At 73.3% G+C, this 26,488-nt stretch carries 21 protein-coding genes; 13 read left to right on the top strand and 8 right to left on the bottom strand.

Annotated features, from left to right (window positions below; translation table 11 throughout):
- Positions 1 to 6 precede the first annotated feature (6 nt).
- From QC283_RS02820 to QC283_RS02780, 9 genes are all read left to right on the top strand, one after another.
- Positions 7 to 1,641: a beta-N-acetylhexosaminidase gene (locus QC283_RS02820; protein ID WP_279559686.1), complete on the top strand. Its 1,635-nt coding sequence runs from the start codon at positions 7 to 9 to the stop codon at positions 1,639 to 1,641.
- A 266-nt stretch (positions 1,642 to 1,907) separates the two neighbouring features.
- Positions 1,908 to 2,801 carry an FAD binding domain-containing protein gene (locus QC283_RS02815; RefSeq protein WP_279559685.1) on the top strand — a complete coding sequence of 298 codons (894 nt, stop codon included), beginning with the start codon at positions 1,908 to 1,910 and terminating at the stop codon, positions 2,799 to 2,801.
- Positions 2,798 to 4,828, top strand: coding sequence for a 2Fe-2S iron-sulfur cluster-binding protein (locus QC283_RS02810; RefSeq protein WP_279559684.1), 2,031 nt, complete (start codon positions 2,798 to 2,800; stop codon positions 4,826 to 4,828). The genes QC283_RS02815 and QC283_RS02810 overlap by 4 nt, the downstream gene beginning before the upstream one ends.
- Positions 4,825 to 7,143, top strand: coding sequence for a xanthine dehydrogenase family protein molybdopterin-binding subunit (locus tag QC283_RS02805; protein ID WP_279559683.1), 2,319 nt, complete (start codon positions 4,825 to 4,827; stop codon positions 7,141 to 7,143). The genes QC283_RS02810 and QC283_RS02805 overlap by 4 nt, the downstream gene beginning before the upstream one ends.
- A gap of 161 nt (positions 7,144 to 7,304) precedes the next feature.
- A complete protein-coding gene (locus QC283_RS02800) occupies positions 7,305 to 7,997 on the top strand; it encodes an SUKH-4 family immunity protein (RefSeq protein WP_279559682.1) in 693 nt (230 codons plus the stop codon).
- A 145-nt stretch (positions 7,998 to 8,142) separates the two neighbouring features.
- Positions 8,143 to 9,645, top strand: coding sequence for an MFS transporter (locus tag QC283_RS02795; RefSeq protein ID WP_279559681.1), 1,503 nt, complete (start codon positions 8,143 to 8,145; stop codon positions 9,643 to 9,645).
- A 191-nt stretch (positions 9,646 to 9,836) separates the two neighbouring features.
- On the top strand, positions 9,837 to 11,633 hold the full coding sequence (locus tag QC283_RS02790; protein WP_279559680.1) for a DEAD/DEAH box helicase: 1,797 nt from the start codon (positions 9,837 to 9,839) through the stop codon (positions 11,631 to 11,633).
- Between the two features lie 297 nt (positions 11,634 to 11,930).
- Positions 11,931 to 12,596: an IclR family transcriptional regulator gene (locus QC283_RS02785; protein ID WP_279559679.1), complete on the top strand. Its 666-nt coding sequence runs from the start codon at positions 11,931 to 11,933 to the stop codon at positions 12,594 to 12,596.
- 280 nt (positions 12,597 to 12,876) lie between these two features.
- The gene (locus QC283_RS02780; protein ID WP_279559678.1) at positions 12,877 to 13,656 is read left to right on the top strand and encodes a S16 family serine protease; all 780 of its coding nucleotides are present in this window, start codon (positions 12,877 to 12,879) and stop codon (positions 13,654 to 13,656) included.
- A gap of 15 nt (positions 13,657 to 13,671) precedes the next feature.
- On the opposite strand, the gene QC283_RS02775 is transcribed toward QC283_RS02780, so the two are convergent.
- From QC283_RS02775 to QC283_RS02755, 5 genes are read right to left on the bottom strand one after another with little or no spacing between them, the layout of a single operon-like run.
- Positions 13,672 to 14,640 (bottom strand): glycine betaine ABC transporter substrate-binding protein, encoded by a 969-nt coding sequence (locus QC283_RS02775; protein ID WP_279559677.1) that lies wholly within the window; start codon positions 14,638 to 14,640, stop codon positions 13,672 to 13,674.
- Positions 14,637 to 15,503 (bottom strand): ABC transporter permease, encoded by an 867-nt coding sequence (locus tag QC283_RS02770; RefSeq protein ID WP_279559676.1) that lies wholly within the window; start codon positions 15,501 to 15,503, stop codon positions 14,637 to 14,639. The genes QC283_RS02775 and QC283_RS02770 overlap by 4 nt, the downstream gene beginning before the upstream one ends.
- Positions 15,500 to 16,771, bottom strand: coding sequence for a betaine/proline/choline family ABC transporter ATP-binding protein (locus tag QC283_RS02765; protein ID WP_279559675.1), 1,272 nt, complete (start codon positions 16,769 to 16,771; stop codon positions 15,500 to 15,502). The genes QC283_RS02770 and QC283_RS02765 overlap by 4 nt, the downstream gene beginning before the upstream one ends.
- A gap of 34 nt (positions 16,772 to 16,805) precedes the next feature.
- Complete coding sequence (locus QC283_RS02760) at positions 16,806 to 17,453, bottom strand: ABC transporter permease (protein WP_279559674.1); 648 nt, start codon at positions 17,451 to 17,453, stop codon at positions 16,806 to 16,808.
- A gap of 44 nt (positions 17,454 to 17,497) precedes the next feature.
- Entirely contained in the window at positions 17,498 to 17,980 is a 483-nt protein-coding gene (locus QC283_RS02755; RefSeq protein WP_279559673.1) for an Lrp/AsnC family transcriptional regulator, read from the bottom strand.
- A gap of 124 nt (positions 17,981 to 18,104) precedes the next feature.
- On the opposite strand from QC283_RS02755, the gene hppD reads away from it, so the two are divergent.
- The gene (gene hppD, locus QC283_RS02750; RefSeq protein WP_279559672.1) at positions 18,105 to 19,250 is read left to right on the top strand and encodes a 4-hydroxyphenylpyruvate dioxygenase; all 1,146 of its coding nucleotides are present in this window, start codon (positions 18,105 to 18,107) and stop codon (positions 19,248 to 19,250) included.
- 39 nt (positions 19,251 to 19,289) lie between these two features.
- Here hppD and QC283_RS02745 read toward each other — a convergent pair whose 3' ends face one another.
- Entirely contained in the window at positions 19,290 to 20,702 is a 1,413-nt protein-coding gene (locus tag QC283_RS02745) for a tetratricopeptide repeat protein (protein WP_279559770.1), read from the bottom strand.
- 108 nt (positions 20,703 to 20,810) lie between these two features.
- Here QC283_RS02745 and QC283_RS02740 point away from each other — a divergent pair, with 108 nt between their 5' ends.
- Positions 20,811 to 22,247, top strand: a complete 1,437-nt coding sequence (locus tag QC283_RS02740) for an FAD-binding oxidoreductase (RefSeq protein ID WP_279559671.1) — start codon at positions 20,811 to 20,813, stop codon at positions 22,245 to 22,247.
- 12 nt (positions 22,248 to 22,259) lie between these two features.
- Here the strand turns inward: QC283_RS02740 and QC283_RS02735 are convergent, their stop codons facing one another.
- The gene (locus tag QC283_RS02735; protein ID WP_279559670.1) at positions 22,260 to 22,679 is read right to left on the bottom strand and encodes an SsgA family sporulation/cell division regulator; all 420 of its coding nucleotides are present in this window, start codon (positions 22,677 to 22,679) and stop codon (positions 22,260 to 22,262) included.
- A gap of 254 nt (positions 22,680 to 22,933) precedes the next feature.
- Between QC283_RS02735 and QC283_RS02730 the strand changes: the two genes are divergently transcribed.
- Both QC283_RS02730 and QC283_RS02725 read left to right on the top strand, forming a co-directional pair.
- On the top strand, positions 22,934 to 24,697 hold the full coding sequence (locus QC283_RS02730) for an RDD family protein (protein ID WP_279559669.1): 1,764 nt from the start codon (positions 22,934 to 22,936) through the stop codon (positions 24,695 to 24,697).
- A 221-nt stretch (positions 24,698 to 24,918) separates the two neighbouring features.
- The gene (locus QC283_RS02725) at positions 24,919 to 25,710 is read left to right on the top strand and encodes an RDD family protein (protein WP_279559668.1); all 792 of its coding nucleotides are present in this window, start codon (positions 24,919 to 24,921) and stop codon (positions 25,708 to 25,710) included.
- A gap of 41 nt (positions 25,711 to 25,751) precedes the next feature.
- On the opposite strand, the gene QC283_RS02720 is transcribed toward QC283_RS02725, so the two are convergent.
- Positions 25,752 to 26,066 (bottom strand): hypothetical protein, encoded by a 315-nt coding sequence (locus QC283_RS02720; protein WP_279559667.1) that lies wholly within the window; start codon positions 26,064 to 26,066, stop codon positions 25,752 to 25,754.
- Positions 26,067 to 26,488 lie beyond the last annotated feature (422 nt).

Genomic DNA, 26,488 nt, shown 5'->3' with positions numbered 1-26,488 from the left:
ACTGAGATGACTACTGAGGGGGCCGAGGTGACCGGCGTGATTCCCCAGCCGCGGCAAATGGCCCCCCACGACGGCGGCTTCTTCGAGCTCGGCCCGGACACCAGGGTGGTGGCGGGCGACGGCACGGAGCGCACCGAACGCTGGCTGCGCGCCACGCTGGGCGCGGCCACCGGCCTGCCGCTCGCGCCGGGGGAGGGCGACGAGAACGTCGTCCGCCTGTCCCTCGACGGTGAGCTGGACGCCGAGGGCTACCGCCTCGGTGTCACACCGGCAGGAGTGGACCTCGCGGGCGGCGGTCCGGCCGGCCTCTTCTGGGGCGCTCAGACCCTTCGGCAACTGCTCGGCCCCGACGCCTTCCGGCGCGCGCCGCTTCCCGGCCGCTCGTGGCGGCTTCCGCTCGTCCGCGTCGAGGACGCGCCACGCTTCCCCTGGCGCGGGCTGATGCTGGACGTGGCCCGGCACTTCATGCCGAAGGAAGGCGTCCTGCGCTACCTGGACCTGATGGCGGCCCACAAACTCAACGTCCTGCACTTCCACCTGACGGACGACCAGGGCTGGCGCGTCGAGATCCGGCGCCACCCGAAGCTCACCGAGACCGGGTCCTGGCGGGCGCGCACCAAATACGGCCACCGGGCCTCGCCGCTCTGGGAGGACAAACCGCACGGCGGCTACTACACCCAGGACGACATCCGGGAGATCGTCGCCTACGCCGCCGAACGGCACATCACCGTCGTCCCCGAGATCGACGTGCCCGGGCACTCGCAGGCCGCCATCGCCGCGTATCCGGAACTCGGCAACACCGACGTCGTCGACACCGCCTCCCTCACCGTCTGGGACACCTGGGGTGTCTGCGAGAACGTACTCGCCCCCACCGAGAACACACTGCGCTTCTACGAAGGCGTGTTCGAGGAACTGCTGGAGCTCTTCCCTTCGGAGTTCATCCACGTCGGGGGCGACGAATGCCCCAAGGACCAGTGGCGGCGCTCGGCGACCGCGCAGGCGCGCATCCGGGAACTCGGAGTCGACGACGAGGACGGGCTCCAGGCCTGGTTCATCCAGCACTTCGACACCTGGCTCGCCGAGCGCGGACGCCGGCTCATCGGCTGGGACGAGATCCTGGAGGGCGGGCTGGCCAAGGGTGCGGCCGTGTCCTCCTGGCGCGGGTACGCGGGCGGGGTCGCCGCCGCGCGCGCGGGGCACGACGTCGTCATGTGCCCGGAGCAGCAGGTGTACCTGGACCACCGGCAGCACGCGGACGAGGACGAGCCCGTGCCGATCGGCTTCGTGCGCACCCTGGAGGACGTGTACCGCTTCGAGCCGGTTCCGGCGGAGCTGACCCCGGCGGAGACCGGACATGTGCTCGGCACCCAGGCGAACGTGTGGAGCGAGGTGTTGGAGAACCAGGGGCGGGTGGACTACCAGACGTTCCCGAGGCTCGCCGCCTTCGCCGAGGTGGCCTGGAGTGCTCTGCCCGCGCCGGGCGAGCGCGACTTCGCCGGATTCGAGCGGCGGATGGCCGCCCACTACCGGCGGCTCGACGCCCTGGGCGTCGCCTACCGGCCGCCCGGCGGCCCACTGCCCTGGCAGCGGCGGCCCGGCGTGCTCGGCCGGCCGATCGACGGGCCGCCGCCGAACAAGTGAGGCGTGTAAGTACGGAAAACGCCCCGAAACGTCACTGAAGAGTGGCAACTCTCGTTCATCGTGCGCACCTCCGGCCGTCGGCCCATCGAAGGAGATCCCGTACGAAAACGGTCCATCTCGTCGACGAGGTGGGTGAATGACTCCTAGCGGACCCCCGCGTTCGGGTGCTGCGAAGATGTGCCAGAGTTGCCACGTCCGCCCTGTCAGGTCGTACCGTACGGCCACATGGGCGGGACCAGGTGGGACAGCGGGAAGGGGCAGTCGGGTTGACCACGCACGCACCGCAGGCGGCGCAGGCCGTCACGCTGCCCACGACACTGGACGAGGCGGTGGCGGCGCTCGCCGCGATGCCCGCCGCCGTGCCGGTCGCGGGCGGCACCGATCTGATGGCCGCGGTCAACTCCGGCCAGCTCAGGCCCGCCGCGCTGGTGGGCCTCGGCCGGATCAGCGAGATCCGCGGCTGGCAGTACCAGGACGGACACGCACTGCTCGGCGCCGGGCTCACGCACGCCCGCATGGGCCGTCCCGACTTCGCCGCGCTCATCCCGGCGCTCGCCGCCGCCGCGCGCGCCGCCGGACCGCCGCAGATCCGCAACGCGGGCACCCTGGGCGGCAACATCGCCTCGGCCGCCGCCACCGGCGACGCGCTGCCGGTGCTGGCCGCGCTGGAGGCGACCCTGATCATCGCGGGTGCGGACGGGGCCCGCCGGGAGATGCCGGTCTCGCACCTGCTGGCCGGCATGGAGATGCTCCGCGCGGGCGAGCTGATCGGCTACGTGCGCGTGCCGCTGCTGCACGCCCCGCAGGTCTTCCTGAAGGCGACCGGCCGGACCGGCCCGGGCCGCGCGACGGCCTCCGTGGCGCTGGTCCTCGACCCCGCCCGGCGCGGGGTGCGGTGCGCCGTCGGCGCCATCGCGCCGATGCCGCTGCGGCCCCTGGAGGCCGAGCAGTGGGTGGCCTCCCTCATCGACTGGGACAACGGCCGCGCGATCGTCCCGGAGGCCCTGAGCGCCTTCGGCGAGTACGTCGCCGCCGCCTGCATCCCCGACGCGGCCCCGGCCGAGGACGGCTCCGTACCGCAGCTCCCGCCGGCCGTACTGCACCTGCGGCGCACCGTCGCCGCGCTGGCCCGACGAGCACTGGGGAGGGCGCTGTCGTGACCGACGACCAGCACGGAGACCGGCACAGCGATCAGCCCGGAGCGGGCACGCCCCCGAGCGGCGGACGCTGGGACCCGCTGCCCCAGGGCGACTACGACGACGGCGCCACCGCCTTCGTGAAGCTCCCCGAGGGCGGCGTGGACGCGCTCCTGGCCTCCGCCGACAGCCCGCTCGCCGCGCCCGGGCACGGCTACGTGCCGCCGCAGATCACGGTCGCGCCCGCCACGACCGCCGGTACCGACCCGGCGGCCACCGGCTCCTGGGCGATGCCGTCCGCACCCGTGGACGGCACGCAGTGGCAGGTCCCCGACGCGGGACAGGGGTCCGCCGCTCACCAGGGGTACGCCGAGTACCAGCAGCAGGATCCGTACGGCGGGAGCGTGCCGTACGACGCGAACGCGCCGTATGCCACGAACGCGCCGTACGACACGAACGCCGGGCAGGCCGACGGGTTCACGTACCGGCCCGGGGCCACCGGCCAGTGGGACTTCTCCGAGGCCGGGGCCGGGGCCGGGGCCGATGCCGCGTCCGGGCAGGACGTCACCGGCCATGACGTGACCGGCCAGGACGTGACCGGCCAGTGGTCCATCCCCGTCGCCGACGGTGACCTTCCGGACGAGTCGGGCGAGTTCACCCAGTCCTCCCTGGCCGAGCAGTGGGGCGGCACCGCGCCGGCCACCCTGCCCGGCGGCGCCCCCGCCCCCTGGGCGACCCAGCAGGCCGGGCAGCCGTGGGGCGACCGCACGGCGCAGGCCGGGCAGGCCGCTCAGGAGCGGCCTGTCGGCCAGGAGCGTCCGGCCGATGACCGGTCCGTTTCCGAGGCGCCCGATCCGGCCGCCGGTGCGTACGCGGAAGCGCCCGCGGAAGCGCCCGCGGAATCCGCCGCCGAGCCCGTCGTGGAGACCGACCCCGAGGCCCCGGCGGCCGACGGTGCGGTGACCGACGAGCCCCAGGGGGCCGAGGAGGCCCCTGACGGCCACTCTGAGCCCTCCGCGGACGCCGTCGAGAACGAGGATGCGGAATCCGGCCCGCGGGCCGCCGAGGAGCCCGTGACGGGCCCGACGCCGGTCGCCGCCACGGGGGAGCGGACGCGGGAACCCCGGCAGGACGGGGACCCCGACAGCGACCGGGACCGGGACGGTGACCCGGAGCTCCGCACCGAGACCGACCCCGACCCGGCCGCCGCCTCCGCGGCCGGCCCGGCCGCCTCTCAGGAGCACGCCCCCTCCGGTCCGCACGAGGAGCACCCCCTCGCCTCGTACGTGCTGCGCGTCAACGGCGCAGACCGGCCCGTCACCGACGCCTGGATCGGTGAGTCGCTGCTGTACGTGCTGCGTGAGCGGCTCGGCCTCGCGGGCGCCAAGGACGGCTGCTCGCAGGGCGAGTGCGGTGCCTGCAACGTGCAGGTCGACGGACGGCTGGTCGCCTCCTGCCTGGTCCCGGCCGTGACCAGCGCCGGCAGCGAGGTGCGTACGGTCGAGGGCCTCGCCGCCGACGGACGGCCGTCGGACGTGCAGCGGGCGCTCGCCCGGCGCGGCGCGGTCCAGTGCGGCTTCTGCGTGCCCGGCATGGCGATGACCGTGCACAACCTCCTGGAGGGCAACCCGGCGCCGACCGAACTGGAGGCCCGGCAGGCCCTGTGCGGCAACCTGTGCCGCTGCTCCGGCTACCGGGGTGTCCTGGACGCCGTCCAGGAGGTCGTCGCCGAGCGCGAGGCACACGCCGCCGCCGACGCGAACGCCACGGACGCCGACGAGCCCCGGATCCCGCACCAGGCGGGCCCGGGCGCGGGCGGCGTCAACCCGTCGGCCTTCGAGTCCCACGGCCCGCCCGGGGCACCGCCCGGCAACCCGGACACATCGGGACCCCACCCCCGGGGACCGCACGACCAGCCCTACGACGACGAGTCCTACGGCGACGAGTCCTACGACGACCAGCCCTACGACGACCAGTCCTACGACGACCGGCCGCACGGCCAGGGCGCCCACGGCCATGGCCCGCACGGCCAGGACGGAGGCCACGCGTGAGCAACGACGCCGCGACCGCGGAGGCCGCGGGAACCACTGAGGCGGCTCCCGCCCCCGAGCCGATCCCGCACGGCCTGGGCGCGTCCCTGCCGCCCGCCGACGCCCGCGCGAAGACGGAGGGCACCTTCCCGTACGCCGCCGACCTGTGGGCCGAGGGCCTGCTGTGGGCGGCCGTCCTGCGCTCGCCGCACCCGCACGCGCGCATCGTGTCCATCGACACCACCCACGCGCGCGAGATGCCCGGCGTACGGGCGGTCGTCACGCACGAGGACGTACCCGGCGCCCCGCTGCACGGGCGCGGCGCCCGGGCCGACCGCCCGGTGTTCGCCTCCGAGGTGGTCCGCCACCACGGCGAGCCCATCGCCGCCGTCGCCGCCGACCACCCGGACACCGCGCGGATGGCCGCCGCCGCCGTCATCGTGGAGTACGAGGCGCTCGACCCGGTGACCGACCCGGAGCAGGCCTTCGAGGCCGAACCGCTGCACCCCGACGGCAACCTGATCCGGCACATCCCGCTGCGGCACGGCGACCCCGAGGCGGTCGGCGAGGTCGTCGTCGAGGGCCTGTACCGCATCGGCCGCCAGGACCCGGCGCCCATAGGAGCCGAGGCGGGCCTGGCCGTACCGCGCCCCGACGGGGGCGTGGAGCTGTACCTGGCCTCCACCGACCCGCACGCCGACCGCGACACGGCCGCGTCCTGCTACGGCCTGACACCCGAACAGGTGAAGATCGTCGTCACCGGGGTGCCCGGCGCCACCGCCGACCGCGAGGACCAGGGCTTCCAGCTGCCGCTCGGCCTGCTGGCCCTGAGGACCGGCTGCCCGGTGAAACTGACCGCCACGCGCGAGGAGTCCTTCCTCGGCCACGTCCACCGGCACCCCACCCTGCTCCGCTACCGCCACCACGCGGACGCCGAGGGCCGGGTGGTGAAGGTCGAGGCGCAGATCCTGCTCGACGCGGGCGCCTACGCCGACACCTCCTCGGAGGCCCTGGCCGCCGCGGTGGCCTTCGCCTGCGGCCCGTACGTCGTCCCCAACGCCTTCATCGAGGGCTGGGCCGTGCGCACCAACAACCCACCCTCCGGCCACGTGCGCGGCGAGGGCGCCATGCAGGTCTGCGCCGCGTACGAGGCGCAGATGGACAAGGTCGCCAAGAAGCTCGGTCTGGACCCGGCCGAGGTCCGGCTGCGCAACGTACTGGCCACCGGCGACGTGCTCCCCACCGGCCAGACGGTCACCTGCCCGGCGCCGGTCGCCGAACTCCTCCAGGCCGTACGCGACTTCCCCCTCCCCGCCCTGCCCAAGGACACGCCCGAGGACGAATGGCTGCTGCCCGGCGGTCCCGAGGGCGCGGGCGAACCGGGCGCGGTGCGCCGGGGCGTGGGCTACGGCATCGGCATGGTGCACATGCTCGGCGCGGAGGGCGCGGACGAGGTCTCCACGGCCACCGTGAAGGTCCAGGACGGTGTGGCGACGGTGCTGTGCGCGGCGGTCGAGACCGGGCAGGGCTTCTCCACCCTGGCCCGGCAGATCGTCCAGGACACCCTCGGCGTCGACGAGGTGCAGGTGGCGCCCGTCGACACCGACCAGCCGCCGGCCGGCGCGGGCTGCCGGGGCCGTCACACCTGGGTCTCGGGCGGCGCGGTGGAACGGGCGGCCAAGATGGTCCGCACCCAGCTCCTCCAGCCGCTGGCGCACCAGTTCGGGATGTCGACCGAGCTGCTCCAGATCGCCGACGGCAAGATCACCTCGTACGACGGCGTGCTGTCGACCACGGTCGCCGAGGCGCTGGACGGCAAGGAGCTGTGGGCCACCGCCCAGTGCCGCCCGCACCCGACCGAGCCGCTGGACGAGGCCGGCCAGGGCGACGCCTTCGTCGGCATGGCCTTCTGCGCGATCCGCGCGGTGGTGGACGTCGACGTCGAGATCGGCTCGGTACGGGTCGTGGAACTGGCCGTCGCGCAGGACGTGGGCCGGGTGCTGAACCCGGCGCAGCTGACCGCCCGGATCGAGGCGGGCGTGACCCAGGGCGTCGGCATCGCGCTCACGGAGAACCTGCGCACCCCGCGCGGCCTGATCCGCCATCCCGACCTGACCGGCTACGCCCTGCCCACCGCGCTGGACACCCCGGACATCCGGATCGTGAAGCTCGTCGAGGAACGCGACGTGGTCGCCCCGTTCGGCGCGAAGGCGGTCAGCGCGGTGCCCGTGGTGGCCTCCCCGGCGGCCGTCGCCTCGGCCGTGCGCGCGGCCACGGGACGCCCGGTGAACCGGCTCCCGATCCGGCCGCAGGCCGCGGTGGTGACCGGCAACTGAGCCTCCCGCGCGCGTGAGGCAACGTGCGAGGGGGCCGGTGCGTCCTACCGGGCGAACGGGTTCCGCACGCAGGGGCGTTGTCAGTGGTGGCGCGTAGTCTCCGCAGGAGTGCGAACGGCGGCCGTCCGCGTACGGGCGGACACACACTCTCGGGGGAGACGATGCGCGTGGCCACGAGCGGGACGACGACCATGGTGTGCTCGGCGGGGACGGCTCCGGCGACGGCCGCCCAGGCGGTGCCGTCGCTGGTGACGTGGGTGCGTCTCACCACGTCGGGGGAGGACCCGTCGTGGACGCGCGGCGCCTCCCGGTGGTCGCGTGGGGTGTGCGAGAGACCGTCCCTGTGGAGGACGTCCGCGCTGCTGTGGTGTCTTTTCCTGACGGCGGGCCGCCCCACGGTGCCGGGACGGGCCCCGGCTTTCCCGGCCCGGTTCCTGGACCGGGAGTTCGGCCGGGGCGGGGTGACGCGCTTCGAGGACCTCGACTTCCCGGGCACCCTCGGGCACGAGCCCACCCGCCGCTTCCTGCGCGAGACCGGCCTGCCCGAGGACGCCCACCCCTTCCGGCTGGACCAGGCCGACCTGCCGCAGGCGCTGCCGACGGTGGCCGAGTGGTGCGAGGAGTTCCCCGAGCACCGGCTCCCCGACCGCGCCGACGCCCTCGTACGCCTGGGCCGGCTGGCGGACGACGACCACGTGGTCGTCGACGGTACGACGGGCGCCGTCCTGACCTGGAGCGCGCCCGACGGCACCCTCCGCCCCCTGGTGTCGGACGTCTCCGCCCTCGCCCTCACCCTCTGGGCCCTGCGCCGCACGGCGCCGCCGGAGACCGGGGCGGGGACCGCACCGGCGTGACTCCCGCGAGCCGCGAGCGGAGCGCACCGTGGAGGGGGGCACCGTGGAGGGGGGCCGGGGACCGGTGGTCGTACGACCAAGGTCCCGGTCCCGTACCCCCTCCCGACAGGGGCCAACGCCGACTTCGCCCCTTACTCTGACGACCATGACCGCCCCTGAGCCCCGCGACACCGATGTCGCCGACCCCGCTGCGACCGCCGCCGGCCCCACCTCTCCCACCTCTCCCACCACTCCCGCCGCGTCCACCGCCCCCGCCGCCCCCGCCGAGACCGTGCTGAGCCGTGCCTACCGGGCGCTGAGCATCGGCATCGTCTCCGTCGTCGTGCTGATCGCCTTCGAGGCGACGGCGGTCGGCACGGCCATGCCGGTCGCGGCGCGGGAGTTGGACGGGGTGTCGCTGTACGCGTTCGCGTTCTCGGGGTACTTCACGACGAGCCTGTTCGGGATGGTGCTCTCCGGCCAATGGTCGGACCGGCGGGGCCCGCTGGCGCCGCTGACCTGCGGCATCGCGTCCTTCGCGGTCGGGCTGGTGCTGTCCGGGACGGCCGGGACGATGTGGCTGTTCATCCTCGGGCGGGCCGTGCAGGGGCTCGGCGGCGGACTGGTGATCGTCGCCCTGTACGTCGTCGTCGGGCGGGCCTACCCCGAGCGGCTGCGGCCCGCGATCATGGCGGCGTTCGCGGCGGGCTGGGTCGTCCCGTCGATCGTCGGTCCCCTGGCGTCCGGCGCGGTGACCGAGCACCTCGGCTGGCGCTGGGTGTTCGTCGGCATCCCGGTGCTGGTCGTCTTCCCGCTGGCACTCGCGCTGCCGCAGATACGCAGCCGCGCGTCCGGCGCCGTGGGAGGGGCGGACGCGGCGCCCGCCTCCTTCGACGGCCGCCGCATCCGCCTCGCCCTCGCCATCTCCCTGGGCGCCGGCCTGCTCCAGTACGCCGCCCAGGACCTGCGCCCGGCCTCGCTGCTGCCCGGCGCGGTGGGAGTGTCGTTGCTCGTCCCGGCCGTCCTCGGGCTGCTGCCGCGCGGCACCTACCGGGCGGTGCGCGGACTGCCCTCCGTCGTCCTGCTGCGCGGCGTCGCCGCGGGCTCCTTCATCGCGGCCGAGTCCTTCGTACCGCTGATGCTGGTCACACAGCGCGGGCTCAGCCCCACGCTGGCCGGTCTCTCGCTGGCGGCGGGCGGCGCGACCTGGGCGGCGGGCTCCTGGCTCCAGTCCCGGCCGGGCCTGGAACCCCACCGCGAGCGCCTGATGGCCCTCGGCATGACCCTGGTGGCGGCGGCCATCGCCACGGCGCCCAGCGTGCTGATCGACGCCGTGCCCGCCTGGACCGTGGCCGTGGCCTGGGCCTTCGGCTGCTTCGGGATGGGCCTGGTGATCTCCTCCACCAGCGTGCTCCTGCTCAAGCTCTCCGCCCCCGAGGAGGCCGGCACCAACTCCGCCGCGCTCCAGATATCCGACGGCCTCTCCAACGTCATCCTGCTGTCCGCCGGTGGCGCGGCCTTCGCCGCCCTCGGCGGCGGCACGGTCAGCCACGCGGCCACGGACGCCGCCGGCGGTTCGCACCCGGCGGCCTTCGCGGCGGTCTTCCTGCCGATGGCGGCGGTGGCGCTGGTGGGGGCGTGGGTGGCCACGCGGATACGGGAGCGGTAGCGGAAGCGGAGCGGTCGACCCCGGCCCGCGAACCGTGGCCGCCGTGAGGATCGCGGGGCGTCCGGGGCGGCTGTGACGTCCGTCCCACCCGGGGGTGACCCGCCCCGGCGGGCGCGTCGATCGCGTCGGGACGCCGGTAGGGTGGCCCGGTTGTCATACGTGGCCGAGCCGCTCTACCCCCTTCGGAGACCGTGACTACCACCGCCAGCCCCAGCACCTCGCACCACCTGTCCCCGGCCTTCCCCGGCCGTGCCCCGTGGGGCACCGCCAGCAAGCTGCGGGCCTGGCAGGAAGGGGCGATGGAGAAGTACCTCCAGGAGCAGCCCCGGGACTTCCTGGCGGTCGCCACCCCGGGCGCCGGCAAGACGACGTTCGCCCTGACACTCGCGTCCTGGCTGCTGCACCACCACGTCGTGCAGCAGGTGACCGTCGTCGCGCCGACCGAGCACCTGAAGAAGCAGTGGGCGGAGGCGGCGGCCCGGATAGGGATCAAGCTCGACCCCGAGTACAGCGCGGGGCCGCTCAGCCGCGAGTACCACGGCATCGCCATCACCTATGCGGGCGTCGGCGTCCGCCCCATGCTGCACCGCAACCGCGTCGAGCAGCGCAAGACCCTCGTCATCCTCGACGAGATCCACCACGCCGGCGACTCGAAGTCCTGGGGCGAGGCCTGCCTGGAGGCGTTCGAGCCGGCCACGCGACGCCTCGCGCTGACCGGTACGCCCTTCCGGTCGGACACCAACCCGATTCCCTTCGTCGCGTACGAGGAGGGCAACGACGGCATCCGCCGCTCCGCCGCCGACTACACCTACGGCTACGGCTCGGCGCTCGCCGACAACGTCGTGCGCCCGGTCATCTTCATGAGCTACAGCGGCAACATGCGCTGGCGCACCAAGGCCGGCGACGAGATCGCCGCCCGGCTCGGCGAACCCATGACCAAGGACGCCGTCAGCCAGGCCTGGCGCACCGCCCTCGACCCGCGCGGCGAGTGGATGCCCGCCGTGCTGCGCGCCGCCGACCAGCGGCTCACCGAGGTCAGGAAGGCCATCCCGGACGCCGGCGCCCTCGTCATCGCCGCCGACCAGGACTCCGCCCGCGCCTACGCCAAGCTGATCCGCGAGATCACCGGCAACAAGGCCACCGTCGTGCTCTCCGACGACACCGGCGCCTCCAAGAACATCGACACGTTCAGTCAGGGCACCGACCGGTGGATGGTCGCCGTCCGCATGGTGTCCGAGGGCGTCGACGTGCCCCGCCTCGCGGTCGGCGTCTACGCCACCACCATCTCCACCCCGCTCTTCTTCGCCCAGGCCGTCGGCCGTTTCGTACGGTCCAGGCGGCGTGGCGAGACCGCCTCCGTCTTCCTGCCCACCGTGCCCGACCTGCTCACCTTCGCCAACGAGATGGAGCGGGAGCGCGACCACGTCCTCGACAAGCCCAAGAAGGAGGGCGAGGAGGACCCCTACGCCGAGTCCGAGAAGGAGATGGACGAGGCCAACCGGGAGCAGGACGAGGACACCGGCGAACAGGAGCAGTTCTCCTTCGAGGCGCTGGAGTCCGAGGCCACCTTCGACCGGGTCATGTACAACGGTGCCGAGTTCGGCATGCAGGCCCACCCGGGCAGCGAGGAGGAGCAGGACTACCTCGGCATCCCGGGCCTGTTGGAGCCCGACCAGGTGCAACTCCTGCTCCAGAAGCGGCAGGCCCGGCAGATCGCGCACAGCCGCAAGAAGCCCGACGATGAGGCCGACCTGGTCGAACTGCCCGCCGAGCGGCGGCCGGTGGTCTCGCACAAGGAGCTGATGGAGCTGCGCAAGCAGCTCAACACCATGGTCTCCGCCTACGTCCACCAGAGCGGCAAGCCGCACGGCGTGATCCACACCGAGCTGCGCCGGGTGTGCGGCGGCCCGCCCAGCGCCGAGGCCACCGCCGGGCAACTGCGCCAGCGCGTCGCCAAGATGCAGGAGTGGGCCACCCGCATGAAGTGACGGGCGGGGCGCGGACGGTAGGCGCGTGCGCTGTACGTATCGGGACAAACACAGGTAGTCCATACCGGTCGCCGCCCGGATTCTGGACGGAGCCTTCCGCTGAGCGAACCAGGTCGCTACTGTCCCGCTACGCACACGCCCCGTGGCAGCGCCGCCGCGGAGCGCAGCCGTGAAGCGACTGGGCCCGGGCACACCGGCCCGTCAGCCGATCGGCGGCCTCTGAGCGCGTCTTGGACGGGACTCTTTGACGCACGCATCGTGAAGGGCCGCCGACCTCACCACTAAGGAGTGGGCGTCGTGACCGCGGAGACCTCTCAGACGCTCGACCGGGGACTGCGCGTCCTCAAACTGCTGGCCGACACGGACCACGGGCTGACCGTCACCGAGCTGTCCCACAAACTGGGCGTGAACCGGACCGTCGTGTACCGGTTGCTCGCCACGCTGGAGCAGCACGCACTCGTACGCCGCGACCTGGGCGGCCGTGCCCGGGTCGGGCTCGGGGTGCTGGGACTCGGCCGCCAGGTGCATCCGCTGGTGCGCGAGGCGGCGATGCCGGCGCTGCGCTCGCTGGCCGAGGACATCGGGGCGACCGCCCATCTGACGCTGGTGGACGGGGCGGAGGCGCTGGCCGTGGCCGTCGTCGAACCGACCTGGACGGACTACCACGTGGCCTATCGGGCGGGGTTCCGGCACCCGCTGGAACGGGGTGCCGCGGGCAAGGCGATCCTCTCCGCCCGACAGCAGCCGCAGCCGCAGCCCGCCGGTGAGGTGCTGGACGGGCCCGGCTACACCCTGACCCACGGGGAGCTGGAGGCCGGCGCCTGCGGCGCGGCCGCGCCGCTGCTCGGGGTGACGGGGGTGGAGGGCAGCGTCGGCGTGGTGATGCTGTCCGAGGTGGTGCCGGAACGGGTGGGGACACGTGTGATGGACGCGGCCCGGGAGGTGGCGGAGGCGCTGCGCTAGGGGGTGCCGTTCGGATCAGGTCGGCTCCAGGCAACGGCGCCTCGCGGTCGGCCCCGCGACCCCGGCAAGACCCAAACGACACCCCCTGGCCGCGCCGGCTGCGGGCGGTCGTGCCTCCCCGAGTGCCCGAACGGCCTGGGAGGCTCCCCGCGGTGCCGGTCCGCGCGACGCCCCCGCGGCCCGCGCCGACGCGGGGTTCCCGCAGTGCGGCGGCTCGCGGCGCGGTCACCGCGGCTGCCCGCCACCCTGCGCGGCGGCGCTCTCACGTTAGATTGACCCCGTGCTCTCTCGTCTCACGCGTCCCCAGTTCCTCGCCGTCTGCGGCCTTCCCGTCGTGGCGCTGCTCGCGACCGCCGTGTTCGCGCCGTTGCCGTTCTCCGTGGCGCAGCCGGGACTGACGGCCGATGTGCTGGGGAAGAGTCAGGGCGCCCCGGTGATCACGATCAAGGGCGCGCCGACGCACGAGACGAGCGGTCAGCTGCGGATGACCACGATCGAAGCGACCGGTCCGGACGCGGATGTCCAGCTCGGTGACGTGCTCGGCAGCTGGTTCGACACCGACCGGGCCGTGATGCCGCGCGACGCCGTCTACCCGAGCGGCGACGACGTGAGCGAGATCGAGGAGTACAACCAGGAGCAGATGAAGGAGTCGCAGGACTCGGCGACCGCTGCCGCACTCGACTACCTGAGGCTCGACGAGAAGAACGTCGACGTCCAGCTCCGGCTCGAGGATGTCGGCGGACCCAGTGCCGGCCTGCTGTTCTCCCTCGGCATCGTCGACAAGCTCGGCGCCGGCGATCTCACCGGTGGCAGGGTCGTCGCCGGGACCGGCACCATCACCACCGGCGGCAAGGTCGGCGCCGTGGGCGGTGTGCCGCTGAAGACGCAGGCCGCGCGGCGGGACGGCGCCACCGTCTTCCTGGTGCCGAAGGCGGAGTGCTCCGACGCGCGGGCCGAGCTGCCCGAGGGGCTCCGGCTGATCCCGGTCACCACCCTCGAGGGCGCGATCGACTCGCTCGAGGCCCTGGAGTCGGGCAAGGGGACCGTCCCCGCCTGCTGAGCACGCCCGTGCCGCTCAGCCCTCCCGCACGAAGCCCTTCTCCACCATCCAGTCCAGCGCCACCTGGTGCGGGTCCTCGCCGTCCACGTCGACCTTCGCGTTCAGGCTCCGCGCGACGTCGTTGGTCAGGGCCTTGGTGACCGGCGCGAGGACGGAGGCGATCGCCGGCCACTCGTCCAGGGTGGCGGTCCTGACCATGGGCGCCGCGTTGTAGTTCGGGAAGAACTTCTTGTCGTCCTCCATCACCACCAGGTTCATGGACTTGATCCGCCCGTCGGTGGTGTACACCTCGCCGTAGGCGCAGGCGCCCTTCGCGGTCTGGGTGTAGATGATGCCGGTGTCCATCTGGGTGATGTTCCCGGCCGGGATGTCCATCCCGTACGCCTTCTCGAGCCCTGGCAGCCCGTCCGCGCGGTTGGCGAACTCGCCCTCCACGCACAGCGTCACCGCGCCGGGGTCCGACTTCGACAGCTCGGCGACCTCCGACAGCGTGTTCGTGCCGTACTTCTTGTGGTTGGCCTGGTTCATCGCCAGCGCGTAGGTGTTGTTCATGGGCGCCGGCGGCAGCCACGTGATGTCGTTCCGCACGTCGGCGTCGCGCACCGCCTCCCACTGCTGCCGCGGGTCGGGAATCGGCTTGGTGTTGCCCAGGTACGTGATCCAGGCGGTGCCCGTGTACTCGTACGTGGCGTCGGCGTCGCCGTTCTCGACCGCCGCGCGGGTGCCGACGGAGCCCTGGATGCCGGTGCGGTCGAGCACCTCCGCGCCGGCCGCCTGGAAGGCGATGCCCATGATCGCGCCCAGGATCAGCTGCTCGGTGAACTCCTTGGAGGTGATGGTGAGGTCCGCGCCCTCCAGTGGCCGTCCCTTCCCGATGGTGCCGGGCACGACGTCGTCGACCATGGGGGAGCCGCTGGTCAGACCGCAGCCCGCCGCCACCATCAGGACCGAGGCGGCCAGCGTCACGCCCGTACGCCGTCTCATGTGCCCGCCTCCAGACCGCGCGGGCGCAGCAGCAGTTCGGCGAGCGAGGCCAGCCAGTCCACCAGCAGGGCGAGGGCGACGGTGAGGATCGAGCCCAGCACCAGCACCGGCATGCGCTGGCTGGTGATGCCCGTGGTGATCAGCACGCCGAGGCCGCCGCCTCCGCCGAACGTCGCCAGGGTCGCCGTACCGACGTTGAGCACGAGGGCCGTACGGACGCCGGCCAGGATCAGCGGGACGGCCAGCGGCAGCTCCACGCGGGTGAGCACGCCCATCGGCGACATGCCGATACCGCGGGCCGCCTCCAGCAGCGTCGGGTCGTTCGCCTTCAGACCCGCGATGGTGTTGGAGAGGACCGGCAGGACGGCGTAGATGATGATGCCGATCAGGGCGGCCCGGCGGCCGATGCCCAGCCAGATCACCAGCAGCGCCAGCAGGCCGATCGCCGGGGTCGCCTGCCCCATGTTGGCGAACGCCATCGCCACCGGCGTGGCCTTCCGGAACGCCCGCCGGGTGAGCAGGACGCCCAGCGGGATCGCGATGATCAGTACGAAGAAGGTGGAGATCACGGTCAGCTGGACGTGCTGCCACAGGGCCTTGGTGACCTGGCCGTCCGACAGGGCGTTCCGGCTCAGCGCGTCCAGGTCGGCCTGCCGGAACCACAGCCAGGTGGCCAGCAGGACGGCGATCAGGACCGCGGGCAGGAAGGTCAGCTTCCGCCAGCCGACCCGCCGCCGCGTCCCGGCCGGAGACGGCGGGCGCGGCTCCCGCTCCACCTCGTCGTCGTCCTGGTGGGCGATCCCCCCGATCTCGTCCTCGCCTCCGGACCGCCGGCCGGATGAAGGACCGGAAGTGCTGCTCACGCCTTGGTCCCCTCCCCTCCGAAGCCCTCCTGCTCGGCATGGGTCTGCTCGGCCCGGGTCTCCTCCAGGTCGTGCTGGTGCTCCAGCGCGTCCAGCCGGTCGGCCTCCAGCAGCTCGTGCACGGAGTTCATCAGCGTCTCCATGTCGACGACGCCCTCGTACTCGCCGCGCCGCCCGGTGACCGCGACCCGCCCCGCGTTGTCGGTGAGCACCGCCTCCAGCGCGTCCCGCAGCGTCGCGTCCCGGGTCACCGTGTCGTGCACCAGCGTCCCGGCCCGCGCCAGTGAACCCTTGGCCCGCATCAGGTCACCGCGCCGGAGCCATTTGTACGGCCGGCCGCGCCGGTCGAGGAGAAGGATCTCGTTGGTGCCGGCCGCCCGCAGCGCGTTGAAGATGTGCTGGAGGGGATCCTCCACGGTCACCGTCGGGTAGTCCGTGATCCCCACGTCCCGTACGCGGGTCAGGTTCAACCGCTTCAGCGCCGCCCCGGCGCCCACGAAACCGGAGACGAAGTCGTCCGCCGGATTGGTGAGGATGGCCTCCGGGGTGTCGAACTGAGCGATGTGCGAGCGTTCGCGCAGCACCGCGATCCGGTCGCCCAGCTTGATCGCCTCGTCGAAGTCGTGGGTGACGAAGACGATCGTCTTGTGCAGTTCGCGCTGGAGCCGGATCAGCTCGTCCTGGAGGTGGTCGCGGGTGATCGGGTCCACCGCGCCGAACGGCTCGTCCATCAGCAGCACCGGCGGATCGGCCGCCAGCGCCCGTGCCACGCCCACCCGCTGCTGCTGGCCGCCGGACAGCTGGCGCGGATAGCGGCCGTGGAACTCCCCGGCGTCCAGTCCGACCAGGTCGAGCATCTCCTCCACCCGCGAGCGGATCCGCGTCTTCGACCAGCCGGTCATCCTCGGCACCAGCGCGATGTTCTGGGCGACGGTCATGTGCGGGAAGAGGCCGGAGGACTGGATCGCGTAGCCGACCTTGCGGCGCAGCTTCACCGGGTCGATGTCGGTGACGTCCTCGCCGTTGATACGGATGCGTCCGCCACTGGGCTCGATCAGCCGGTTGATCATCTTCAGGGTGGTGGACTTCCCGCAGCCCGAGGGGCCGACGAGGATCACCGTCTCGCCCGCCTTGATCTCCATCGACACGTTGTCGACGGCCGGCTGCGGGTTGCCGTGGTAGCGCTTGGTGAGGCAGTCCAGCTCGATGGTCGCCCCGGTGGTGGCACTGTGACCGTTGTCGGATACGGATCCCTCTGCCTCGGACACGGATCCCCCTGCCTCGGGCACCGGCCCCCCTGTCTCAGACACGGATCCCCCTGGGGATGGTCAGCCGTCCCAGCAGGACGTACGCGGCGTCGAACAGCAGCGCCAGGACGATGATCCCGAGCGTGCCCGCGAGGACCTGGTTGAGCGCGTTCTTGCTGCCCAGCGAGGCGATCCCGCGGAAGATCTCGTTGCCGAGCCCCGGACCGGAGGCGTAGGCGGCGATCGCGGCGATGCCCATCAGCATCTGCGTCGAGACGCGGATACCGGTGAGGATCGGCGGCCAGGCCAGCGGCAGCTCCACCTTCAGCAGCCGGGCCACGCGCGACATCCCGATGCCTGTCGCGGCGTCCACCAGCGCCGGGTCCACCCCGCGCAGTCCGACGATCGCGTTGCGCACGATCGGCAGCAGCCCGTAGAGGGTCAGCGCGGTCACCGTCGGCGGCACGCCGAGGCCCACGATCGGGATGAGCAGACCGATCATGGCCAGCGACGGGATGGTCAGGATGGTCGACGTGGTCAGGGTCGCCAGGTTCCCCGCCCAGGAGCTGCGGTAGGTGACGACGCCGATCAGCACCCCGAGCAGAGTCGCCACCACCATGCACTGGAAGACCGCGCTCGCGTGCTGGTAGGCGTCGGTGAGCAGCTGCTGGTGGCGGCTGCCCAGGAACTCCCAGAAGTTCACGTCCGCTCACCTCCGGGGGTCGGGCCGGCCCCCTCGGACCGGTCTCAGTCGCCTCTGCCGCTGTCCTCGGCCGCCTGCTCCACCAGCGGGATGATCCGCAGCGGAACGGGGTTCTCCATGACGATCGCCGTGGCGGCCCGGACGATGCCATCAAAACCGACAACCCGGTCGATCACCCGCTGGAGATCGGCGTTCGAGCGGGCCACCAGCCGGCACAGCATGTCCCCGGTGCCGGTGGTGGTGTGCAGCTCCAGCACCTCCGGAACGGTCGCCAAATGCGCCCGTACGTCCGCTCCTTGGCCCTGCCGGATCTCCAGCGTCGCGAACGCGGTCACCGGGTAGCCGAGCGCCGCCGGGTCCACCTCGGGGCCGAAGCCGCGGATGACTCCATTCGACTGAAGCCGGTCGAGGCGCGCCTGGGCGGTGCCCCGCGCCACCCCCAGCCGCCGGGACATCTCCAGCACCCCGATCCGCGGCTCCCGCGCCAGCAGTCCGATGATCCGTCCGTCCAGTCGATCGATCGCCATTCCCGTCCCCCTCGGCTGGTCATCCTGTACAGATCGCCCGCCCCCGTCGGCGTGTCACTGGCCAGGTTGCCCAGTGAACGCGCGAACTATTGCGCACCTTGCAGACGCGGGAGACGCTGCGGCTATGACGCAGACCACACACCACACTCCCGACACCGCCCGGCAGGCCGATCCCTTCCCGGTCAAGGGAATGGACGCGGTCGTCTTCGCCGTGGGCAACGCCAAGCAGGCGGCGCACTACTACTCCACCGCCTTCGGCATGCGGCTGGTCGCCTACTCCGGACCGGAGAACGGCAGCCGCGAGACCGCGAGCTACGTCCTGGAGAACGGCTCCGCCCGCTTCGTGTTCACCTCGGTGATCAAGCCCGCCACCGAGTGGGGCGCCTTCCTCACCCAGCACGTGGCCGAGCACGGCGACGGCGTCGTCGACCTCGCCATCGAGGTCCCGGACGCGCGCGCCGCCCACGCCTACGCCGTCGAGCACGGCGCCCGCTCGATCGCCGAGCCGTACGAGGTCAAGGACGAGCACGGCACCGTCGTCCTCGCCGCCATCGCCACGTACGGCGAGACCCGCCACACCCTCGTCGAGCGCACCGGCTACGACGGCCCCTACCTGCCCGGCTACGCCGCCGCCGAGCCGATGGTCGAGCCGCCCGCGCACCGCACCTTCCAGGCCGTCGACCACTGCGTCGGCAACGTCGAACTCGGCCGCATGAACGAGTGGGTCGGCTTCTACAACAAGGTCATGGGCTTCACGAACATGAAGGAGTTCGTGGGCGACGACATCGCCACCGAGTACTCCGCGCTGATGTCCAAGGTCGTCGCCGACGGCACCCTCAAGGTCAAGTTCCCGATCAACGAGCCCGCGGTCGCCAAGAAGAAGTCCCAGATCGACGAGTACCTGGAGTTCTACGGCGGCGCCGGCGTCCAGCACATCGCGCTGAACACCAACGACATCGTCCAGACCGTACGCACGATGAAGGCGGCCGGCGTCCAGTTCCTGAGCACGCCCGACTCGTACTACGACACGCTCGGCGAGTGGGCCGGCGAGACCCGGGTGCCCGTCGAGACGCTGCGCGAGCTGAAGATCCTCGTCGACCGCGACGAGGACGGCTACCTGCTGCAGATCTTCACCAAGCCGGTCCAGGACCGCCCGACCGTCTTCTTCGAGCTCATCGAACGGCACGGCTCGATGGGCTTCGGCAAGGGCAACTTCAAGGCCCTGTTCGAGGCGATCGAGCGCGAGCAGGAGAAGCGCGGCAACCTCTGAGAACCGCCGGGGGCTACTGAGGCGGGGCACCGCGAGGGGCTACCGAGGCGGGTCCTCCACGGAGGGCTCGCCCAGCTCCGCCAGCCCCCGCTGAGCCTCCGGCGCCCGCAGCGGGGAGAAGTACGGGTTGATCATCAGCGCCTCCCGCAGATGCCGCCGCGCCGGCCCGTACCGTCCCAGCTCCTTCTCGATCACGCCCCGGTGGAACACGTACAGCGCGCTGCGCACCCCGCCGCCCTGCTCGCCGTCCGTCGCGATCGTCGCGAACTCCAGCGCCTCCTCGTGCTCCCCGGTCCGGTGCAGCGCCCAGCCCAGCGCGTCGGCCACCGCGATCCCCGGCTGCCGCCCCCACTCGGCCCGCAGCCGCCGTACCGCCGACGCGGGATCCCCGTGGTCCGCCTCGAACCGCCCCAGCACCAGCTCCTCGTCGCCCCCGGCCGCCCCGGCGACCCGCACCCGCTCCCGCAGCAGGTCGTACTGCACCCGCGCGGCCTGCGCCAGCCCCAGCGACTCGTACAACTCGCCCAGTTCCAGGGCGTACTCGGGGACCGGCCGCTTGGCGAGCGCCGCCTGGTACGCGGACAGCGCGTCCGTCGTCCGGCCCAGCGCCGCCAGCACCCGCCCCTGCCCGGCCTGCGCGGCCCGCTGGTCGGGATCGGTGCGCAGCGCCTCCTGGAAGAACCGCAGCGCCTCCTGACGGTCCCCGCGCTCGAACGCCAGCCGTCCGGCCTGCTCCAGATACGCCGCCCGTTCGGCCGGCGCCTCGGCCGCCGCCGCCGCGTCGAGGATCCGGGCCTCCGCGTCCGCCCGCCAGCCCCGGTCCCGGTAGACGGCCGCCGCCCGCGCCCCGACGGCCGGCGCGTCCGGACGCAGCTCCATCAGCTTGTCCAGAGCCCGCCCCACACCCTCGTGGTCGCCGAGCCCGGTGTACGCGTCGATCAGCACCGCGTGCGCCGTCCACCGCTTCGGCGCCGCCTTCACCGCGCCCTCGCCCCACTTCTTCGCCGCGGGGAAGTCCCGCCGCGCCACCGCCAGCGCCGCCATCCCCTCCAGGGCCTGCGGAGCGCGCTCTGCCCCGACCTTCAGCGAGGTGCGCAGCGCCTTCTCGGCCTTCGGCCAGTTCGCGGTGTCCGCCGTACGACGGCCCCGTTCCACGTACGCCGCCCCCAGCACCGCCCACGACACCCCGTCCAGCGGATGCGCCCGCAAATGGGTCTCCCGGTCGCCGATCAGCACGGTCAGGTCCCCCAGCGCGGCCGGCACCCCCGTGGTGACCGCGCTCCGTGCCAGCGCGGCCGGCCCCGGCGCGGGCGGGGGAGCGTCGCCACCGTCCCAGGGCGGTAGCACCAGGACCCCACCCAGGACGACGGCCCCGGCGGCGGAGGCGATCAGCGCCCGGCTCCGGCGGCGTGAACGCCACCCGCGCTGCGTCTCCCTCTTCATGACCTCCATGACCTCCATGGCGCTTACTGTGCGCCAATACGACGATCACACCGGGATGTGCGCCGGGTGCCGTCGCCGGGGTTCACACCGATGGCCCCCGGGTGCGAACCTCCGATCATGAGCCGTATCGAAGCGCCTCGCGACAAAGACGACGCAGCCCTCGAAGCCGGAGCGGTCACGGCGGCCTCCGGAACCCTCGTCGACCGGCTGCTGACCGGCCTGCCGCCCGAGGCCGTCCTCACCGACCCCGACGTCACCACCTCCTACGCCAACGACATGGCGAGCTTCTGCCCGGCCGGCGCCCCCGCCGCGGTCGTCCTGCCGCGCACCGTGGAGGAGGTCCAGCACGTCATGCGCACCGCCACCGCGCTGCGCGTCCCCGTCGTCCCGCAGGGCGCCCGCACCGGCCTGTCCGGCGCGGCCAACGCCACCGACGGCTGCGTCGTGCTGTCCCTGACCAGGATGGACCGCATCCTGGAGATCAACCCGGTCGACCGCGTCGCCGTCGTCGAACCGGGCGTCATCAACGCCACGTTCTCCCGCGCGGTGAACGACCAGGGCCTGTACTACCCGCCCGACCCCTCCAGCTGGGAGATGTGCACCATCGGCGGCAACATCGGCACCGCCTCCGGCGGGCTGTGCTGCGTCAAGTACGGGGTGACCGCCGAGTACGTCCTCGGCCTGGACGTCGTCCTCGCCGACGGCCGCCTGATGTCCACCGGCCGCCGCACCGCCAAGGGCGTCGCCGGATACGACCTCACCCGCCTCTTCGTCGGCTCCGAGGGCTCCCTCGGCATCGTCGTACGCGCCGTCCTCGCCCTGCGTCCCAAGCCGCCCGAGCAGCTCGTGCTGGCCGCCGAGTTCGCCTCCGCGACCGCCGCCTGCGACGCGATCTGCCGGATCATGGAGGGCGGGCACGTCCCGTCCCTCCTCGAACTGATGGACCGTACGACCGTCAAGGCGGTCAACGACCTCGCGCACATGGGCCTGCCGGAGACCACGGAAGCCTTGCTGCTGGCCGCCTTCGACACCGCCGACCCGGCCGCCGACCTCGCCGCCGTGGGCGCGCTGTGCGAGGCCGCGGGCGCCACACAGGTGGTCCCGGCGGACGACGCGGCCGAGTCGGAGCTCCTGCTCCAGGCCCGCCGCCTGTCCCTCACCGCCCTCGAGGCCGTCAAGGGCACGACGATGATCGACGACGTGTGCGTGCCCCGGTCCCGGCTCGGCGACATGCTGGAGGGCATCGAGCGGATCGCGGCGAAGCACGACCTCACCATCGGGGTCTGCGCCCACGCGGGCGACGGCAACACCCACCCCACCGTCTGCTTCGACGCCGCCGACCCCGACGAGTCCCGGCGCGCCCGCGAGTCCTTCGACGAGATCATGGCCCTCGGCCTGGAACTCGGCGGCACCATCACCGGCGAGCACGGCGTGGGCGTACTGAAGAAGGAGTGGCTGGCGCGGGAGATCGGCCCGGTGGGCCTGGAGATGCAGCGGGCGATCAAGCAGGCCTTCGACCCGCTGGACATTCTCAACCCGGGCAAGCTCTTCTGACCCGCCCTCCCCTCACCGGGCGAGCAGCTCGGCCAGCCCGTCGTCGATGCCGAGCTGCCCGCCCTCGGTGCCCGGCGGCACCACGCGCAGGGTCCGCTCCAGCCAGGCCGACACCTGTGCCGTGGGAGCCTCCAGGACGGCGTCCCCGGCGGGGCTGCTCAGCGCCATCAGTACGACGCTCCTGCCGTACGCCTTCGACGGCCACACCCGTACGTCCCCGTGCCCGCACGGCCGGAAGACCCCCTCCACCAGCAGTTCGCGGGCGAACGTCCAGTGGACCGGGTGGCCGGAGTGGATGTGGAAGGTGATGTGGACGGCGTACGGGTCGTCGGTGCGGTAGCCGAGCAGGGCCGGTACCGGGATGCCGTGCTCGGGCGACAGGACGAGCGTGAGCTCCAGTTCGCGTTCCACGACGGTGGGGTGGGGGTGCATGGCGGGGTGATCCTTTCTCTTACGGGTCCGCACGGGCCGCCTGGAACGGGCCCTGCACGAGTGAGAGGGGAGAGGGCCGTGAGCGTTACGCGGGTTCGCGGAACTTTTTTCCCACCTCTGTCCCGGGTGTGAAGGTCCATGCACGAGGTTGCCCGGAAAGGGGCGGGTCCGGCGGGACCGGCGGTGCGGATTGCGCCCGTCTGATAGATGTTGAGCCCCCATATCAACCCCCGAGCAGATACGGGACGACGGACATGAGCGCCCCAACCCCGGCCCCCGGCGACGACAGGCCCCGCGAAGGGTATTACCCGGACCCGTCCATTCCTGGATACGTCCGGTACTGGAACGGTGCCTCCTGGGTGCCGGGCACGAGCCGGCCCGCGCCCAAGGACGGCGAGCCGCTCGCGCCTCCGCCCGGCGCGCGGCCCTCCGTCGAGGAGACCGGCCCGCACTTCTTCGACGAGGATCCGGTCGAGGAACCGCCCGCGACCGCGTCCCAGCACGGCAGCCGCCCGGAACCCGCCACGGCCTGGGGCGCCGACCGCTCCCACCAGTCGGGTTTCGCCGGCGACCCGGACCAACGCGTCGCCTGGCCGGGCGCCGCCCCGGGCACGGACCCGAGGCTCCCGCACGCCCGGGGGACGGGGCCGGCAGGGGAAGCGGTCGCCGGGGCCGGTCCCGCCGCCGCGGACGACGGGGCTCCGGGCGATCCCCGGGCCGGCGGGGGCGGGCACGCCACCGGCGGGTCCGCCGGTGCCGGTGCGGGTGCCGGTGCGCAGGCGGCGGGTGGCGTCCCCTCCGGGGCTGCCGGTGGTGGCTCCGCGGCCGCGGGTTCCGCCGGGGGTGCCGCGGGCGGTGGCCGGCCTGGCGACGCCGGGTTCGCCGAGGGACGGTCCGCGCGGGGCGACGATCCCCGTTCCGCGCGGGCGGACGCCCCGGCGGGGCCCTCCGCGGGAGCCGCGTCCGGGGGCGAGGCGGAGGCGGGTTCGGGCAACACCTTCGTCTTCCGGCGTCCGGGGGCGGGCGCCCGGAGCGCCCCGGCCACGGACGGCCCCGGTGACGACGAGGGCACCATGACCTTCCGCGCGGTCCCCCCGCGCGACGCGGCCACGGGCGGGCCCGGCTTCGGCGCCGGGAAGGCCGCCGCCGCCCGGGCCGCCGCCGCACAGGCTCCCGCGGCCGCCACTCCCACGGCCCTCTCCGGCCCGCAGCGGACGGGAGGCCCGGCCGGCCCTCGCCAGGCGGCGGCTCCCCACCAGGGAGCCGCCCCGCAGGCAGCCGCCCACCAGGCCGGTGTCCCGCAAGCAGCCCCCCAGCAGGCAGCCACTCCCCACCAGGGCGGCGCCCCGCAGCCGGCCGCCTCGCCGCAGCAGCCCGCCGCCTCCGCCCCGGTCGCGTCCGGGCCCGGCGGTGGTCAGGCCTCCTGGGCGCAGCAGGTGCACCGGCTCGCGGGCGCGAGCGGCGACGAGCAGCCCGTAGCGCCCTGGAAGCCGCCGGTCGAGGACGTGTTCCAGGCCGCCGCCCGGCGCCAGGCGGCGGCCCGCCCCGCCGGGCTCGGCAAGCGGCTGGCCGCCCGGCTGATCGACACCGTCGTCCTCGCGTGCGTCACCGGCGTGGCCGCCGTGCCCCTGGGCATCAAGGGGATCGACCACGTCAACGGCAAGATCGACGAGGCCAAGCTCTCCGGCGAGACCGTCACGGTGTGGCTGCTCGACGGCACGACCTCCACCTACCTGGGCATCGTGCTGGCCGTGCTGCTGCTCTTCGGCGTCGTCTACGAGGCGCTGCCCACCGCCAAGTGGGGCCGCACCCTGGGCAAGAAGCTGCTCGGCCTTCAGGTGCGGGACATCGAGGCCCACGAGCCCCCGTCCTTCGGCGCGGCCCTGCGCCGCTGGCTGGTGTACAGCGTCCCCGGCCTCCTGGTCGTGGGTGTGGTCGGCGTCGCGTGGTGCCTGTTCGACCGCCCGTGGCACCAGTGCTGGCACGACAAGGCGTCCCGCACGTTTGTCGCGGGCTAGCCCGGCGGGAGGCGGGGCGCCTGTCTCGCGGTCGGCTGCGGGTGGGCTGTGGTTGCTCGCGCGGTGGACGCGCTCGATAAGGGGCGCGGGGAACTGCGCGACCGGCCCCACGCACCCGCAGCCGACCGCGATAACCCTCGGCCCCGCCGCCGGAGGCGCCCCGTACTCCGGACGGCGGCTCGCCGGATGCGCCGCCCGGGGGTTCGCGGTCGACTCGGGCCATGAGCAGCGAACCGCCTCCCGGCTCCGGCGGGCAGCCGCCGGAAGACGACCCGTTCAGGAAGCGTCCCTCGTCCCCCGGGCCGGGTCCCGACCCCGGCCCCGGTGCGGGCGGGACGGGCTCGCCGTACGACAACCCGCCCCCGCACGGCGGCAGCTCGCCCCCGCCTCCCGGCGGCGGAGGCCCGTACGGCACCCCGCCCCCCGGTGGCGGCGGAGGCCCGTACGGCACCCCGCCCCCCGGTGGCGGTGGAGGGCCCTACGGCACCCCGCCCCCCGGCGGAGGAGGTCCCTACGGCGGTGATCCGTACGGTGGCGGCTCCTACCCCACCGATCCACTCGCCGGCATGCCTCCGCTCGCCGACAGCGGAAAGCGCGTACTCGCGCGCATCATCGACATGATCCTCGTGGGCATCGTGGTCTGGCTGCTCAGCTGGGCCTTCAACGTCCAGGAGTACCAGGTGGACGGCGAGGAGATCTCGGTCGGGAACTCCTTCTGGCAGTCCCTGATCGCCGCCGTGCTCTACATCGCCTACGACACGTACATGACCGCCAAGACGGGCCAGACCCTCGGCAAGAAGTGGCTCGGCCTGCGGGTGGCCAACCTGGACAACGGCGCGACGCCCTCGGTGCAGACGTCGCTGATCCGCGCACTGGTGCTGTGGATCCCGTTCGCCTTCTGCTGTGCCTGTGTCTGGACGATCATCGCCGGTGGCTGGAGCTTCTTCGACCGGCCCTACAAGCAGGGCCTGCACGACAAGGCCGCCAAGACGGTGGTGGTCAGCGCCCGTTGAGGCAGACGTCCACCGGAGCCCCGGGAAGCAGGCGCCATGCGTCAGGCGGCGCGGCCGCGGGCCGGTTCGCCCGCCCCGGCGGAGATCCGGGCCGCGACCACCGGCTCCTCGGCGGAGGCGGATGCGGAGGCCGACGCGGGTGCCGGGGCCGGCCTGGGCGCCGGCACGGAGGTCGCCGCGCGGGTCCTGGGCGCCGGGACCGTCATGGCGACCAGCAGCCCGAGGGCGAGCGCCGCGACGGCGATGACGGCGACGCCGGGGCCCGAACTCGTCCGGGACAGCAGCAGCATGGCGAGGGTCGAGAAGATCACGGTGCACGAACCGTAGGCGAACTGTGCGGCAGTCGGACGGGGCATGGCCATCGTGTCCTCGTGAAGACAATCTGGGGGTGAGACGTGCTGTCGGCCTGGCATTCCGGCGGCTTCCGGGCGTTCCGCCAAGCGACTCTAACCCGCTGTGTGCCCGAGTGGAACCAGCAGTAAGCATGACCTAACCGACATGGCCGATGCACGGGGGGCGCACGGATTCATGGCGTCCGGGAAGTGGACGGTCCCACGCGCCCGTGGAGGACGCCACGGCGGCAACGGCAGCCACGACGGTCACGATTCGGTGTCCGCAAAGCGAACGCCGACTCCGCATAGTGCACTTGTTCTGCTCAAGTCAAGGTCTGTCTTTTCCGGTGAACCTCTAGTCAAATGTCGTCACTTGACTACACGCGTTGAACACGTGTGCGCGGACTTTGCCATGTCCTTGTCCCCCCATCCGCGCGCGTGCACGC

It is taken from the genome of Streptomyces sp. DH41, from assembly GCF_029813785.1.
Classification (GTDB): Bacteria; Actinomycetota; Actinomycetes; order Streptomycetales; family Streptomycetaceae; genus Streptomyces.
Note: the sequence above shows the minus strand (reverse complement) of the source record. Positions and strands in the feature narration are given on the sequence as shown.

Bases quoted from the DNA above. Each gene is read 5' to 3' on its own strand.
- QC283_RS02730 (WP_279559669.1), top strand. From the start codon at position 22,934: ATGAGCGCCCCAACCCCGGCCCCCGGCGACGACAGGCCCCGCGAAGGG.
- QC283_RS02775 (WP_279559677.1), bottom strand. From the start codon at position 14,640: ATGAGACGGCGTACGGGCGTGACGCTGGCCGCCTCGGTCCTGATGGTG.
- QC283_RS02735 (WP_279559670.1), bottom strand. From the start codon at position 22,679: ATGCACCCCCACCCCACCGTCGTGGAACGCGAACTGGAGCTCACGCTC.
- QC283_RS02720 (WP_279559667.1), bottom strand. From the start codon at position 26,066: ATGCCCCGTCCGACTGCCGCACAGTTCGCCTACGGTTCGTGCACCGTG.
- QC283_RS02725 (WP_279559668.1), top strand. From the start codon at position 24,919: ATGAGCAGCGAACCGCCTCCCGGCTCCGGCGGGCAGCCGCCGGAAGAC.
- QC283_RS02820 (WP_279559686.1), top strand. From the start codon at position 7: ATGACTACTGAGGGGGCCGAGGTGACCGGCGTGATTCCCCAGCCGCGG.
- QC283_RS02755 (WP_279559673.1), bottom strand. From the start codon at position 17,980: ATGGCGATCGATCGACTGGACGGACGGATCATCGGACTGCTGGCGCGG.
- hppD (WP_279559672.1), top strand. From the start codon at position 18,105: ATGACGCAGACCACACACCACACTCCCGACACCGCCCGGCAGGCCGAT.
- QC283_RS02800 (WP_279559682.1), top strand. From the start codon at position 7,305: ATGCGCGTGGCCACGAGCGGGACGACGACCATGGTGTGCTCGGCGGGG.
- QC283_RS02740 (WP_279559671.1), top strand. From the start codon at position 20,811: ATGAGCCGTATCGAAGCGCCTCGCGACAAAGACGACGCAGCCCTCGAA.
- QC283_RS02795 (WP_279559681.1), top strand. From the start codon at position 8,143: ATGACCGCCCCTGAGCCCCGCGACACCGATGTCGCCGACCCCGCTGCG.
- QC283_RS02745 (WP_279559770.1), bottom strand. From the start codon at position 20,702: ATGGAGGTCATGAAGAGGGAGACGCAGCGCGGGTGGCGTTCACGCCGC.